The sequence below is a fragment of the Olivibacter sp. XZL3 genome, from assembly GCF_004368405.1.
Classification (GTDB): domain Bacteria; phylum Bacteroidota; class Bacteroidia; order Sphingobacteriales; family Sphingobacteriaceae; genus Olivibacter.
Genome location: NZ_SBJH01000102.1, coordinates 19,036 through 32,729 on the forward strand (window position 1 = coordinate 19,036; position 13,694 = coordinate 32,729).

Sequence of the window (13,694 nt, forward strand, 5' to 3'; positions counted from 1 at the left end):
CTGCGTCTATATTGTTGGATCTGCTACCCCGCTTCCTACAGCGGTACGTCCTTTAACCCGGCCTGTTTTCATCAAACCATCGTAATGACGCATGAGCAAATGACTTTCTATCTGTTGAAGCGTATCCAGCACCACACCGACTAAAATCAATAAAGAAGTACCTCCGTAGAAGTGCGCAAACTGACTGTTCACACCAAGTAAACTGGCGATAGCAGGCAAGATGGCAATCACTGCTAAGAAGACAGATCCCGGTAAAGTGATTTTGGATATCACGCTATCGATGTAACCACTTGTTGCCAAACCCGGTTTTACACCCGGAATAAAGCCTCCATTTTTCTTCATGTCATCCGACATCTGCTGCGGATTCACCATAATGGCTGTATAGAAAAATGTAAACGCAATAATCAGAATTGCAAAAGTTACATTATACGCCACAGAGGTAAAATTACTCAGCGAAGTAAGAAACGGCGATTGAAGATCTGGAAAAAACTGCGCCAAGGTCGTTGGAATAAACATAATTGCTTGTGCAAAAATGATAGGCATTACGCCCGCAGAATTGACTTTCAATGGTATGTACTGACGAACTCCACCGTACTGCTTGTTACCTACGATCTTCTTCGCATACTGCACGGGAATCTTGCGAACCCCTTGTACAATAAGAATAGTAAATACTACGACGAAGAACAAAGCAGCTATTTCAACGATAAATGGAATTAAACCGCCATGACCATCCATGCGGGAAGCCCACTCGCTTAACATTCCGCTTGGAAGTTGTGCGATGATTCCTACCATGATGATCAATGAAATACCATTTCCAATACCTTTATCGGTAATCTTCTCTCCTAACCACATCACAAACATGGTTCCCGCGGTTAAAATGAAGGTACCAACAATGGTAAAGAAGGGTTCATCCATTGTTTTGGCTTCTGGGCTAATCTGCGACCTTAAATAAGCTACGGCTTGAACAAGGGTAATTGCAAGGGTCAAGTAACGGGTAATCTGTGTCATCTTTTTCCGTCCACTTTCGCCTTCTTTCTGTAGTTTCTGGAAATACGGAACGGCAATACCCAATAACTGCACTACAATAGAGGCAGAAATATAAGGCATTACCCCTAACGCAAATATTGCCGAACGGGAAAATGACCCTCCGGCAAACATATTAAGTAAACCCAATATACCATCCTTCGCTTCCTGGTCGAGCGATTGCGGACTAACACCGGGCAATACGATATGAGAACCTACACGGTAAATCAAAAGAAATAGAAGCGTATTCAAGATACGCGTTCTCAGATCTTCGATCTTCCATATATTGGTTAAGGTTGTGATTAGCTTCTTCATTTAATTAAAGTTTTACGATCGAACCGCCCGCTGCTTCAATTTGTTTTTGTGCAGTAGCAGAGAATGCATGTGCTTTAACTTCTAATTTTGCTTTTAGTTCCCCGCGACCAAGAATTTTAACAAGGTCATTCTTAGACACCAAGCCATGCGCCTTTAAGGCTTCGAAATCGATGCTTGTCAAGTTGAATCTCTCAACCAACGCTTGCAATACATCCAGATTGATTCCTACATATTCTACACGGTTAGGATTCTTAAACCCAACTTTAGGTAGCCTACGTTGAAGGGGCATCTGACCACCTTCGAAACCAATTTTCGTACTGTTTCCAGAACGTGATCCAGCGCCTTTATGTCCACGTGTCGATGTGCCACCACGGCCAGAACCGGTACCACGACCAATACGTTTTTTACTTTTGATTGAACCTGTAGCAGGTTTTAAATTTGATAAGTTCATGATTAATACAAACTTCTATGTTCCCCTTCGCTTTCACTAATCAGGGTGAACGGTTAAAACTATAAAATTACCTAAAAATTGTCATCCTTAACGCCAAAGGGAAAAGGACGACAATCTATTAAAATAATTTTAATTATACACTCTCAACGGCAACTAAATGGTTAACTTTTCTAACCATCCCAATGATTGCTGGGGTAGCCTCTACCTCTACAGACCTGTTGATCTTGGTCAAGCCAAGCGCCTGCATGGTTCTTTTCTGGCGCTCGCTTCTGTCGATTACGCTTTTAATCTGTGTGATTTTTATCTTCGCCATTTGCTTATCCATTAAATACTTTATTCAAATCAACACCGCGGTTTTGAGCCACTGTATAAGCATCACGCATTTTTGTTAACGCATCGATAGTAGCTTTAACCACATTATGAGGGTTTGAAGAACCTGTTGACTTTGCTAATACGTCGGTAATACCAGCACTTTCTAAAACGGCACGCATCGCACCACCTGCTAATACACCTGTACCGTGAACAGCCGGTTTAATCAATACAGATCCGCCTGAATATTTGCCAAGCTGTGCATGTGGAACAGTTCCTTTGATAATCGGAACTTTCACCAAGTTCTTTTTAGCGTCGTCTACACCTTTAGCAATTGCTTCGGTAACCTCCTTAGCTTTACCTAAACCGTAACCTACCACACCGTTCTCGTCCCCTACTACTACAATCGCCGAGAAGCTAAAAGTACGACCACCTTTAGTCACTTTGGCAACACGCTGAATACTAACCAAACGGTCTTTTAATTCGATCTCGCTTGATTTTACTCTTTTAATATTATTTACTGACATCTCTCTGTTTTAATTAAAAGTCTAAACCGCCTTCACGAGCTCCCTCAGCCAACGATTTAACGCGGCCATGGTATAAATACCCGTTACGGTCAAAAACTACTTGGTTAATTCCTGCTGCTTTAGCTTTTTCGGCGATTAATTTACCGACAGCTTTAGACTGCTCAGATTTCGTGCCGCTTGCACTGAAATCCTTTGATGAAGAGGATGCTGAAACGATGGTCTTACCAGCAACATCATCGATAACCTGTGCATAGATGCCTTTATTGCTTCTATATACAGAAAGACGAGGACGCTCTGCAGAACCGGATAAGTGTTTTCTGATCCCTTTTTTAATTCGCTCTCTGCGAGATGATTTACTTCCTGCCATGATGATTATTTTTTAGCTGATTTACCTGCTTTTCTTCTTAATACTTCACCAGCAAACTTGATACCTTTACCTTTGTATGGTTCCGGTGCACGTAACGATCTGATTTTTGCCGCTACCTGACCGATCAATTGCTTGTCGATAGATTCTAACGTGATCGTAGGATTCTTTCCTTTTTCTGCTGTGGTTGTTACCTTTACTTCTTTAGGTAATACCATTACAATGTGGTGAGAATAACCTAAAATTAAGTCCAAAGTACTTCCTTGGTGACTTGCACGGTAACCTACACCCACTAACTCTTGCGTAGTTTTATAGCCTTCTGTAACCCCAATCACCATGTTATTGAGCAAAGCTCTGTATAAACCATGCAATGACTTGTGATTTTTGCTATCTGTAGGACGCTTGATAATGATGTTACCGTCTTCTTGTGATACGGTGATCGCTGAATCAACTTGCTGTGTTAATTCACCTTTTGGTCCTTTTACGGTTACCAGGTTCTTGTCAGAGACCGTAACGGTAACGCCCGCAGGGATCGCAATAGGTGCTTTTCCAATTCTTGACATTGTGTGTTTTCCTCCTGATTAATAAACGTAACATAAAACTTCGCCACCAATGTTCAGGTTCCTTGCTTCCTTATCGGTCATTACTCCTTTCGAAGTAGATAAGATCGCAATTCCTAATCCATTTAATACACGCGGCATAGTTTCAACACCTGCATACTTTCTTAAACCTGGTTTACTCACACGTGTCAAGGTGCGAATAGCAGGAACTTTCGTTATCGGATGATATTTCAAAGCTATTTTAATAACGCCTTGAACATTTTTATCCTCAAACTTGTAGTTCGTAATGTAACCCTTGTCAAAAAGAACTTTTGTGATTTCCTTTTTTAGGTTTGATGCAGGAATTTCAACAACCCTGTGGTTGGCCTTAATGGCATTCCTTACTCTTGTAAGGTAATCTGCTATTGAATCTGTATTCATTTGTTATAAATTTGATAGTGGTTTCCGTCGCCCCCATGGCAAACAGACCTGCTATCGGTTAATACTTGTTATAAGTAATAAGTTATAAGCTATACGCAGCAAGGTACTAAAACTTACTACGTACAACTTATAACTCAAGAAACTACCAAGAAGCTTTTTTCACCCCCGGTATTTTGCCAGCTAAAGCCATTTCACGGAAAGTAACCCGCGAAATACCGAACTGACGCATATACCCTTTAGGGCGTCCTGTTAGTTTACAACGATTGTGCAAACGAACCGGAGAAGCGTTTTTTGGCAATTTATCTAATGCTTCGTAATTGCCTTCTGCCTTTAATGCAGCACGCTTTTCAGCGAATTTGGCAACCAATCTGGCACGTTTAACTTCACGTGCTTTAACTCCTTCTTTAGCCATTAGTTGTATTTTGATTTTTGAATGGTAAACCGAACTGTTTAAGTAATTCTAAGGCTTCAACGTCTGTACTAGCCGTTGTTACAAAGGTAATATCCATACCCATAATCTTATTGATCTTATCAATGTTAATTTCTGGGAAGATAATCTGCTCTGTTACCCCTAAGGTATAGTTACCACGGCCATCAAAGCCCTTGTCGTTAATACCTTTAAAGTCACGGATACGTGGCAAAGCAACAGCGATCAAACGGTCTAAAAACTCATACATCTTGCTATCACGTAACGTAACGTGTACACCTACCGGCATACCTTTACGCAATTTGAAGTTAGAAATATCTTTCTTTGATTTCGCTGCTACGGCCTGTTGTCCGGTAATTATGGTCATCTCGTTGACAGCCGTTTCAATCAACTTCTTGTCGGTAGTAGCGCCACCGACCCCTTGGTTAACTGAAATCTTTACCAACTTAGGGACCTGCATAACACTCTTATACTGAAATTTCTCTTTCAGTGCGGTGCGAATTTCTTCTTTATATTTCGCTTTTAATCTTGGTACGTAAGTCATTACTTAATCTCCTCCCCTGATTTTTTAGCCACACGAACTAACTTGCCTTCGCTGTTTTTCTGACGACCTACACGGGTAGCTTTACCCGACTTAGGATCAACCAATGCTAAGTTCGAAATGTGAATTGGTGCTTCCTTTTTAATAATACCACCGTTAGGGTTGGCTGCATTAGGTTTTGTATGTTTAGATACTAAATTAGCACCTTCAACAACCGCACGATTTTTATCAATGATCACTTCCAAAACCTTACCTTGTGTTCCTTTAGAATCACCGGCAATAACTTGTACCAAATCGCCTTTACGGATTTTTAATTTAATCTTTCCCATTTTATAAAACCTCCGGTGCTAATGATACAATTTTCATGAACTGCTTTTCACGAAGCTCTCTGGCAACCGGGCCAAAGATACGTGTACCACGTGGTTCATCCTGATTATTTAATAACACAGCCGCATTATCGTCAAAACGAATGTAAGAACCATCTTTACGACGTACTTCTTTCTTTGTTCTAACAACTACTGCTTTAGAGACTGTTCCTTTCTTTATATTTCCGGAAGGGATAGCACTTTTAACGGTTACAACGATCTTGTCGCCTAATGATGCATAACGCTTGCCGGTACCGCCCAATACACGGATTACTAAAACTTCTTTAGCTCCGCTGTTGTCGGCCACTGTTAGTCTTGATTCCTGTTGTACCATGTTTACTTAGCCCTTTCTAAAATTTCAACTAATCTCCAGTTTTTAGTCTTACTCAGCGGACGCGTTTCCATAATCAACACCGTATCGCCGATACCGCAGGTGTTTTCTTCGTCATGAGCTTTAAATTTGGTAGTTTTCTTTACGAATTTACCATAGATAGGGTGTTTCACTTTACGCTCAACAGCCACTACGATGGACTTGTTCATTTTGTTGCTTACTACCAAGCCGATCCTTGTTTTTCTTAAATTTCTTTCCATTTTCGACTTAAAATTATTGTGCCTCAGCGGCTGCTTCTTCTGCTTGTTTAGCCTCTGCATTCTTGATGGCAGAAAGCGCTGTGTTTAAACGAGCAATTAACTTTCTAGATGTTTTAATCCGAAGCGGATTTTCTATAGCAGAAACAGCATGAGCAAATTTCAACTTATTGAGGGCAACCTTCTCTTCTGCGATACGGGCTACAAGTTCCTCTTTTGATAGTTCTAAGATTTCTGAATTTTTCATTTGAATAATTCGTTTTTTAAAGTAATGAAACCATTCTTTTGAGGGAACATTCCATTTTCTTATTTAATGTTGTGTCTATTTAACCAATTTGCTTTAAAGGCGCTAACCTATTTACGGGCCTGGTAACGGCAGGCCCGCCAACAAACGGCGGGCTAGACGATTTATGCTTCTACGTAATCTCTACGTATAACGAACTTGGTTTGAACCGGAAGTTTCTGAGCAGCTAAACGCAATGCTTCTTTAGCCACTTCCAAAGGAACACCTTCCGCCTCAAATAACATGCGACCTGGGCGAACTACCGCTACCCAATATTCTGGGGCACCTTTACCCTTACCCATACGAACCTCTGCAGGTTTCTTCGTTACGGGTTTATCAGGGAAGATACGGATCCAAACTTGACCTTCACGTTTCATATAACGGGTTACCGCAATACGAGCCGCTTCAATCTGACGGCTGGTAATCCATGCCGGCTCTAATGATTTTATACCGAAAGATCCGAAAGCCAATTCAGCACCGCGTCCGGCATTACCCTTCATGCGGCCTTTCTGCATCTTTCTGAACTTCGTTCTTTTTGGCTGTAACATTGTCTTTAATATGATTAAACTAGCTGTCTACCGACAGCATTCATGATACCTAAATTAGTTTTTTCCCTTAGGAGCTCCACCACGGTTGCCACCACGTCCTCCGCCACGGCGGTCGTTTCTTCCACCACCTCTACGGTCGTTGCCACCTCGGTTGCGGTCTCCACCGCCGAAGTTGCCGGCACCTTCACCTCTACCCTTAACGTTTCCTTGACCTACATTTGGAGATAAGTCACGCTTACCGTATACTTCTCCTTTACAGATCCATACTTTAACACCTATTTTTCCATAAGTGGTATGCGCCTCTGCCAATGCATAATCAATGTCTGCACGGAATGTATGCAAAGGAATTCTTCCTTCTTTGTACTGTTCAGTACGAGCCATTTCCGCACCGCCTAAACGACCAGAGCACATGATTTTGATACCTTCTGCTCCCATACGCATCGTAGAAGCGATCGTGGTTTTCATGGCACGACGGAAAGAAATCCGCGCCTCTAGCTGCTTCGCTACTCCGTCTGCTACCAACTGAGCATCTAATTCCGGACGTTTAATCTCAAAGATGTTGATTTGAACATCTTTCTTAGTAAGCTTTTTAAGCTCTTCCTTAATTTTATCAACTTCCTGACCGCCTTTGCCGATAACGATCCCCGGACGAGCCGTGTGGATAGTCACTGTAAGACGTTTCAATGTACGCTCGATAACAACTTTTGCTACGCCACCTTTAGCGATACGAACAGAAAGATATTTTCTGATCTTCTCGTCTTCAACTAATTTATCGGAGTAGTTGTTGCCACCGAACCAGTTAGAATCCCAACCCTTGATGATTCCTAATCTGTTACCTATTGGATGTGCTTTTTGTCCCATTTCTCCTAATTAGTTTTGTGGTTCAGTAGTTTTGCTGTCAACGACAAGGGTTACATGGTTAGAACGCTTGCGAATTCTATAACCACGTCCCTGCGGTGCAGGTCTTAATCTTTTTAATTGACGGCCGCCTCCAACAGAAACTTCTTTTACATACAGTTCGCTGTCTTCAACGCGCTTATCTTCGTTGTTCGCTTCCCAATTCTTGATAGCTGATAATAACAACTTCTCAACCCTTGTAGCAGCTTCTTTATTTGTATATTTCAAAATATACAACGCTTTTTCAACTTTTTCACCTCTGATAAGATCTACTACCAAACGCATCTTACGTGGAGACGTAGGGCAGTTCAATAATTTGGCAGTAGAAGCGCCACCCTTCTGTGCCTGCTCTTTTCTTTCTCTTATCAGTACAGATTTTTTCTTCTTTACGTTATTTGTTGCTTCCATTGCCTATTATTTTTTCTTTTCAGCGTGACCTCTAAATGTTCTGGTAGGAGCGAACTCCCCTAATTTATGGCCAACCATGTTCTCGGTTACATACACCGGAATAAACTTATTCCCGTTGTGAACTGCGAAGGTATGACCAACGAAATCAGGAGAAATCATAGATCTACGTGACCAAGTTTTAACAACTGATTTTTTATTGGTTTCATTCATAGAAAGAACTTTTCTCTCTAAGTTATGATCAATATAAGGACCTTTTTTAATTGAACGAGCCATTATTTTTTCCTTCTCTCAATGATGTAACGATTCGATGTTTTCTTCTTATAACGGGTCTTGAAGCCTTTCGCTAACAAGCCTTTGCGTGAGCGTGGATGACCTCCAGATGCTCTACCTTCACCACCTCCCATAGGGTGATCTACCGGGTTCATAGCTACACCACGAACGCGCGGACGGCGGCCCAACCAACGCTTTCTACCTGCTTTACCTAACACTTGGTTAGCTTTCTCAGCATTCGAAACCGCACCGATTGTCGCAACACAAGTTGCTAAAATCATTCTGGTTTCACCCGAAGGCAATTTAATGATCGCATATTTACCATCACGAGCAGAAAGCTGCGCATACGTTCCTGCACTACGTGCAATCGATCCGCCTTGTCCTGGATTCAATTCAATATTGTGAATGATCGAACCAAGAGGAATGCTCTTTAATGGTAATGTATTTCCAACTTCTGGAGCAACTTGCTCGCCAGCAACAATCGTCTGGCCTACTTGTAAACCCTCTGGAGCAATGATATAGCGTTTCTCACCATCTGCATAATGCAACAATGCTATACGCGCAGTACGGTTTGGATCGTATTCAATAGTGGCTACTTTTGCGGGGATATCTTTTTTATCGCGTTTAAAATCTATCAATCGGTATGATTTCTTATGTCCCCCACCGAGATAACGCATAGTCATTTTACCGGTATTATTTCTACCACCCGACTTTTTGATTTTAACAACCAATGATTTTTCAGGTACATTCGTTGTCACATCGCTATAGTCAGCTCCTACCCGAAAACGAGTACCTGGAGTAACCGGTTTGAATCTTTTAACTGCCATTTCTAATTATATAGTACTGTAAAAGTCAATAGTTTCACCATCTTTCAACGTGATGATGGCTTTCTTATATTTAGGAGCACGGCCTGAGATATTTCCTGCTTTCGTGTAACGGCTCTTTGTCTTTCCGCAAACCACCATGGTGTTTACCGATTCAACATTCACGCCGAACATCTGTTCAACCGCAGCTTTAATCTGTATTTTGTTGGCCCTATGGTCCACCTTAAATGTATAGCGGTTCAACTTTTCTGTTAAAAGCGCCGCCTTTTCTGTTAATACGGGTTTCTTTATTATCTCCATGTTACTTGGCAAATGCCTCCTCCAATGTTTTAACAGTCTCGGTAGTTAACAAAAGCTTAGTCGCGTTCAACACATCATATGTATTGATATCCGCTGCTGTAATCACTTTTGCTTTCTTCAAGTTTCTGCTTGATAAATAAACATTCTTGTTCAAAGCCGGTAAAACCAATAAGGTCTTCTCGTTTGCTACATTTAAGTCATTTACAAGCTTCACATAGTCTTTGGTTTTGATGGACGTGAAGTTCACCTCATCCAAAACAACGATGTTGTTTTCTTGCGCTTTATAACTTAAAGCAGATTTACGAGCTAAAGCTTTTAACTTTTTGTTCAATTTGAAGCTGTAATCACGGGGCTGTGGACCAAAGATACGGCCACCACCGTTGAACAAGGGGGACTTAATACTACCGGCACGGGCTCCACCAGTACCTTTTTGTTTGTGTAATTTGCGGGTAGAACCGGCAATCTCGTTACGTTGCTTAGATTTATGCGTACCTTGACGTTGATTAGCCAAATACTGCTTAACATCTAAATAAATAGCGTGATCGTTAGGGGTTACACCGAATACCGCTTCAGGAAGTTGCACCTTGGCACCTGTTTCTTTACCTGAAATGTTTAAAACTTGTACTTCCATCTTCTTATTTATCTACGATTACGTAAGAACCCTTTGCACCCGGAACCGAACCGCTAACAACTAGCAAGTTTTGCTCTGGATACACTTTCAACACTTGTAAGTTTTGAACCTTAACGCGGTCGCCACCAGTGCGGCCGGCCATACGCATACCTTTGAATACGCGAGAAGGCCAAGATGAAGCACCTAATGAACCCGGTGCACGCATACGGTTGTGCTGACCATGGGTCTGGCCACCAACACCCGCAAAACCGTGACGTTTCACAACGCCCTGGAAACCTTTACCTTTAGAGGTTCCTACCACATCGATATAATCGCCTTCAGCGAAAATATCAACTGTAACAACGTCTCCAAGGTTTTTCTCTTCAGGGAAAACCTCAAATTCTACCAACTTACGCTTAGGCGTTGTTTGCGCTTTCGCAAAATGCCCCTTCAATGATGCGGTCGTGTTCTTTTCTTTCTTTTCGTCGAAAGCTAGCTGGATCGCTGCATAACCGTCATTTTCTTCCGTGCGTATCTGCGTTACCACGCACGGGCCAGCTTCAATCACTGTACAGGGAATGTTTCTCCCCTCAGCGTCGTAAATGCTGGTCATTCCTACTTTTTTTCCAATAATTCCTGACATTTTCTTTAATTTCTATTTTTGTCCATCGAAGCAGTAGGGCTTCGTTCAAGACATACTAATCCCACAAAGGGACGGCAAAGATAGAAAACTTCCTTTAACTATCAAATACTTAGCGAATTATTTTTTTAATTTTCTTGATGCGGGGAGCACCTCATTCGCTATAGAAATTTTTTCTTTTAGACCGATTTCAGCAATCACAGGCCGCTGCTTGCCTCTTCCCGCTTGCTTTTTCCTCTTATAACCTCAATGAGAGGGGGCAATATCGAAAGCAAAATGATTGCGAAGATCACATACGTAAAGTTATTCTTTATAACGGGCAAGCCGCCAAAATAGTATCCCAAAAATAAAAACGATGCCACCCAAAGACAGCCGCCCACTACATTGTATGAGGCAAATTTACCATAGCTCATCGTGCCAATACCCGCCACAAAAGGTGCAAAGGTCCGTACGATCGGAATGAAACGGGCATAAATAATGGTTTTACCGCCGTGCTTAATATAAAAGCGCTGGGTTTTCTCCAAGTACTCCTTTTTTAAAAGCTTATATTTCCCGCTAAAGGCTACCGGACCTACATATTTACCAATATGGTAGTTTACTAAATCTCCTAATACCGCCGCAATGATAAGCAATGCGCACAGTAAGAGAATATTCAAATCGGTATCCGGTTTGGCAACGATAGCGCCGGCCGCAAAAAGCAATGAGTCGCCGGGAAGGAATGGGGTAACCACTAAACCGGTTTCAGCAAAAATAATTAAGAAAAGTATTAAATACGTCCATGTTTGGTACGCGTTGACAATCTCTACAAGATGTTTGTCGATATGCAGGATAAAATCAATAACGGATGTTAATACTTCCACGTATTCTCTTTTTGAAATGAATTAATTATCCCTGATTGTTCAGCATAACGGGCATCACAAGCATGAGTATATTTTCGTTTTCTTCCTCTACTGCTGGCAGCAATAAACCGGCCCGGTTCGGTGTACTCATCTCAAGAACAACTTCCTCACATTCCAAATTGCTAAGCATCTCGATCAAAAATTTGGCATTAAAACCAATCTCTGTATCTTCCCCTTCGTATTGGCAGCTTAAACGCTCGTGCGCTTCATTCGCAAAATCTAAATCCTCTGAAGAAATATTAAGTTCACTCCCCGTGATTTTTAAACGCACCTGATGGGTTGTTTTATTGGCAAAAATAACCACGCGCCGCAATGAGTTTAATAACAACGATCGGTCGATCGTCAATTTGTTCGGGTTCACCTGCGGAATAACCGCTTCGTAATCCGGATAACGTTCATCAATTAAACGACAAATCAAATGGATATTGCCAAACTTGAAGAATGCACTGGTATTATTATATTCAACGGCGACATCCACATCTTCCGACGGCAACGAACTTTTCAACAAAGTCAAGGCTTTCTTTGGAAGAATCATGGAGGTTACTTGTTCCGACTTAACGTCTCCACGGCGATAACGCACCAGCTTGTGGGCATCTGTCGATACAAAGGTCGTATTTTGCGGGGTCAGCTGACAAAGCACGCCCGTCATTGCCGGCCGTAATTCGTCGTTACTAACCGCGAATATGGTTTTGCTGATTGCTTCTGATAAAACAGAGGCTGGAATACGCACCGTAGAGGGATTCTCCACTACCGGAATTTTCGGAAAATCGTCCGCGTTTTCACCACTTAATTTATACTTTCCATCACCCGCACTGATTTCAATGGCAAAGGTCTGCACATCTACCGAAAATGCGATGGGCTGATCCGGCAGCGTCTTCAATGTTTCTATTAGAATCTTAGCTGGAACAGCAACCTTACCTTCTTCTTTCGACTCCACCGGTAGCGACGTTATCATACTTGTCTGCAAATCCGTAGCTGAAATCGTAAGCGAATTATCTTTGATCTCAAACAAAAAATTCTCTAATATGGGTAACACGGTACTACTGCTTGATGCACCGTTTACGGCTTGTAGTTGTTTAAGTAAAGTTGAAGTCGAAACTATGAATCTCATATCTGTCAAATATAACGGCAATGATAATAAAAAGAATGGAGAAAGTTAAAAAAAGTTATGAGTTGTGCCGTCTGCTCACATGGTTCATCTTGATGTACTCACTGGGACGAACACCGATCATTTTTTGAAAGGTATTACTAAAAGTAGGTAAACTATTATACCCTACTTTCATTGCCACTTCGTGGATGGACAAGGATTTTTCCAACAAAAGCTGCAAAGCTTTCAACATGCGAAGAGCCGTCAGGTATTGAATAAAGGACATGCCCAAGTCTTTTTGAAAGAGCCGGGACAGGGAACGCGGACTAAACCCGAAGCTCACCGCCAAGTCGTTAAACAAAAAGTCTCTGCCCAGATTCTCCTCCAGGTATAGCGTCAGCTCCTTCAAACGCTTGTTTTTGGCCAATGGCAAAGACAAAGGCAGTGAAAAATTGCTCATCTGTGGCAACAACATCTTAAATGCGTCGACAATGGTATAGGCCGCTTTATCTTGTGGATCTATATGTCCGGTCCACCGGTTGGTAAACAGCATGAGCTCTAACAATAGATCATTTACAGGATGAATGCTGGTGTTGAAATAGAATGTATCATCCGAGGGATAAATCGGAAAATAGAGGTTCCTCATAATCACATCGGGCGAGCTGGGATGAATGCTGTGCTCCACATCGGGGGCAATCCACATATAATGTCGGGCAGGAAGGAAATAGGACTTTTCGCGCGTTTTTATAAACACCACGCCGCCTTCAGTGTACAAAAACTGTCCCTTTTTGTGCGTATGACTCGGTATAAATTTCTCACCCATTTGGTTGTGGTAACAATAGATGGTGTCCTCTTTTTTATCTACGTCCGAGATGTAATATTTTTCGCCTGTCATAGTATTTGATCACGAAGGTACAGAACCCTTTCCTTCCGCTAATAAAAGAGTAAAAATCCACTAAATAATATCGTTAGTTTGAACTCTGAAGGATAAATACAAGAAATGAGAATAGATCGTGAAATATATCTTTGGATAAAAAG

General features: G+C 41.7%; 24 protein-coding genes. All 24 read right to left on the minus strand.

Annotated elements, in window-relative coordinates:
• Window positions 1-6: 6 nt before the first annotated feature.
• The 24 genes from secY to EPX21_RS19460 all read right to left on the minus strand — a co-directional run bounded on the left by secY (window position 7) and on the right by EPX21_RS19460 (window position 13,551).
• The gene (gene secY / locus EPX21_RS19345) at window positions 7-1,338 is read right to left on the minus strand and encodes a preprotein translocase subunit SecY (protein WP_134091313.1); all 1,332 of its coding nucleotides are present in this window, start codon (window positions 1,336-1,338) and stop codon (window positions 7-9) included.
• A 4-nt stretch (window positions 1,339-1,342) separates the two neighbouring features.
• The gene (rplO, locus tag EPX21_RS19350; protein WP_134091314.1) at window positions 1,343-1,789 is read right to left on the minus strand and encodes a 50S ribosomal protein L15; all 447 of its coding nucleotides are present in this window, start codon (window positions 1,787-1,789) and stop codon (window positions 1,343-1,345) included.
• A gap of 133 nt (window positions 1,790-1,922) precedes the next feature.
• On the minus strand, window positions 1,923-2,102 hold the full coding sequence (gene rpmD, locus EPX21_RS19355; protein ID WP_134091315.1) for a 50S ribosomal protein L30: 180 nt from the start codon (window positions 2,100-2,102) through the stop codon (window positions 1,923-1,925).
• Window positions 2,103-2,106: 4 nt separating this feature from the next.
• A complete protein-coding gene (gene rpsE, locus EPX21_RS19360; RefSeq protein WP_134091316.1) occupies window positions 2,107-2,625 on the minus strand; it encodes a 30S ribosomal protein S5 in 519 nt (172 codons plus the stop codon).
• 13 nt (window positions 2,626-2,638) lie between these two features.
• Window positions 2,639-2,998, minus strand: a complete 360-nt coding sequence (gene rplR, locus EPX21_RS19365) for a 50S ribosomal protein L18 (protein ID WP_370451026.1) — start codon at window positions 2,996-2,998, stop codon at window positions 2,639-2,641.
• Window positions 2,998-3,552: a 50S ribosomal protein L6 gene (gene rplF, locus EPX21_RS19370; protein ID WP_134091318.1), complete on the minus strand. Its 555-nt coding sequence runs from the start codon at window positions 3,550-3,552 to the stop codon at window positions 2,998-3,000. The genes rplR and rplF overlap by 1 nt, the downstream gene beginning before the upstream one ends.
• Before the next feature lie 18 nt (window positions 3,553-3,570).
• A complete protein-coding gene (gene rpsH / locus EPX21_RS19375) occupies window positions 3,571-3,969 on the minus strand; it encodes a 30S ribosomal protein S8 (protein ID WP_134091319.1) in 399 nt (132 codons plus the stop codon).
• Between the two features lie 142 nt (window positions 3,970-4,111).
• The gene (gene rpsN / locus EPX21_RS19380) at window positions 4,112-4,381 is read right to left on the minus strand and encodes a 30S ribosomal protein S14 (RefSeq protein WP_134091320.1); all 270 of its coding nucleotides are present in this window, start codon (window positions 4,379-4,381) and stop codon (window positions 4,112-4,114) included.
• A complete protein-coding gene (rplE, locus tag EPX21_RS19385; protein ID WP_134091321.1) occupies window positions 4,374-4,940 on the minus strand; it encodes a 50S ribosomal protein L5 in 567 nt (188 codons plus the stop codon). Before rplE ends, rpsN begins: the two co-directional genes overlap by 8 nt.
• The gene (rplX, locus tag EPX21_RS19390; protein WP_134091322.1) at window positions 4,940-5,266 is read right to left on the minus strand and encodes a 50S ribosomal protein L24; all 327 of its coding nucleotides are present in this window, start codon (window positions 5,264-5,266) and stop codon (window positions 4,940-4,942) included. Before rplX ends, rplE begins: the two co-directional genes overlap by 1 nt.
• A gap of 1 nt (window position 5,267) precedes the next feature.
• The gene (gene rplN, locus EPX21_RS19395; protein ID WP_093328119.1) at window positions 5,268-5,636 is read right to left on the minus strand and encodes a 50S ribosomal protein L14; all 369 of its coding nucleotides are present in this window, start codon (window positions 5,634-5,636) and stop codon (window positions 5,268-5,270) included.
• A 2-nt stretch (window positions 5,637-5,638) separates the two neighbouring features.
• Window positions 5,639-5,893: a 30S ribosomal protein S17 gene (gene rpsQ / locus EPX21_RS19400; RefSeq protein WP_134091323.1), complete on the minus strand. Its 255-nt coding sequence runs from the start codon at window positions 5,891-5,893 to the stop codon at window positions 5,639-5,641.
• Between the two features lie 13 nt (window positions 5,894-5,906).
• On the minus strand, window positions 5,907-6,137 hold the full coding sequence (gene rpmC / locus EPX21_RS19405; protein ID WP_134091324.1) for a 50S ribosomal protein L29: 231 nt from the start codon (window positions 6,135-6,137) through the stop codon (window positions 5,907-5,909).
• Between the two features lie 161 nt (window positions 6,138-6,298).
• Window positions 6,299-6,721, minus strand: a complete 423-nt coding sequence (gene rplP, locus EPX21_RS19410) for a 50S ribosomal protein L16 (RefSeq protein ID WP_013665007.1) — start codon at window positions 6,719-6,721, stop codon at window positions 6,299-6,301.
• A 54-nt stretch (window positions 6,722-6,775) separates the two neighbouring features.
• The gene (gene rpsC, locus EPX21_RS19415; RefSeq protein ID WP_134091325.1) at window positions 6,776-7,582 is read right to left on the minus strand and encodes a 30S ribosomal protein S3; all 807 of its coding nucleotides are present in this window, start codon (window positions 7,580-7,582) and stop codon (window positions 6,776-6,778) included.
• 9 nt (window positions 7,583-7,591) lie between these two features.
• Window positions 7,592-8,026, minus strand: coding sequence for a 50S ribosomal protein L22 (gene rplV, locus EPX21_RS19420; RefSeq protein ID WP_134091326.1), 435 nt, complete (start codon window positions 8,024-8,026; stop codon window positions 7,592-7,594).
• A 6-nt stretch (window positions 8,027-8,032) separates the two neighbouring features.
• Complete coding sequence (gene rpsS, locus EPX21_RS19425) at window positions 8,033-8,299, minus strand: 30S ribosomal protein S19 (protein ID WP_013665004.1); 267 nt, start codon at window positions 8,297-8,299, stop codon at window positions 8,033-8,035.
• Window positions 8,299-9,123: a 50S ribosomal protein L2 gene (gene rplB, locus EPX21_RS19430; RefSeq protein ID WP_134091327.1), complete on the minus strand. Its 825-nt coding sequence runs from the start codon at window positions 9,121-9,123 to the stop codon at window positions 8,299-8,301. Before rplB ends, rpsS begins: the two co-directional genes overlap by 1 nt.
• 6 nt (window positions 9,124-9,129) lie before the next feature.
• Entirely contained in the window at window positions 9,130-9,420 is a 291-nt protein-coding gene (gene rplW / locus EPX21_RS19435) for a 50S ribosomal protein L23 (protein WP_013665002.1), read from the minus strand.
• Window position 9,421: 1 nt separating this feature from the next.
• A complete protein-coding gene (gene rplD, locus EPX21_RS19440; RefSeq protein WP_134091328.1) occupies window positions 9,422-10,051 on the minus strand; it encodes a 50S ribosomal protein L4 in 630 nt (209 codons plus the stop codon).
• Window positions 10,052-10,055: 4 nt separating this feature from the next.
• The gene (gene rplC / locus EPX21_RS19445; RefSeq protein ID WP_134091329.1) at window positions 10,056-10,673 is read right to left on the minus strand and encodes a 50S ribosomal protein L3; all 618 of its coding nucleotides are present in this window, start codon (window positions 10,671-10,673) and stop codon (window positions 10,056-10,058) included.
• 194 nt (window positions 10,674-10,867) lie between these two features.
• Window positions 10,868-11,530, minus strand: coding sequence for a DedA family protein (locus EPX21_RS19450; protein WP_134091330.1), 663 nt, complete (start codon window positions 11,528-11,530; stop codon window positions 10,868-10,870).
• 25 nt (window positions 11,531-11,555) lie between these two features.
• Window positions 11,556-12,680, minus strand: a complete 1,125-nt coding sequence (dnaN, locus tag EPX21_RS19455; RefSeq protein ID WP_134091331.1) for a DNA polymerase III subunit beta — start codon at window positions 12,678-12,680, stop codon at window positions 11,556-11,558.
• A 55-nt stretch (window positions 12,681-12,735) separates the two neighbouring features.
• A complete protein-coding gene (locus tag EPX21_RS19460; protein WP_134091332.1) occupies window positions 12,736-13,551 on the minus strand; it encodes an AraC family transcriptional regulator in 816 nt (271 codons plus the stop codon).
• Between the last annotated feature and the right edge of the window lie 143 nt (window positions 13,552-13,694).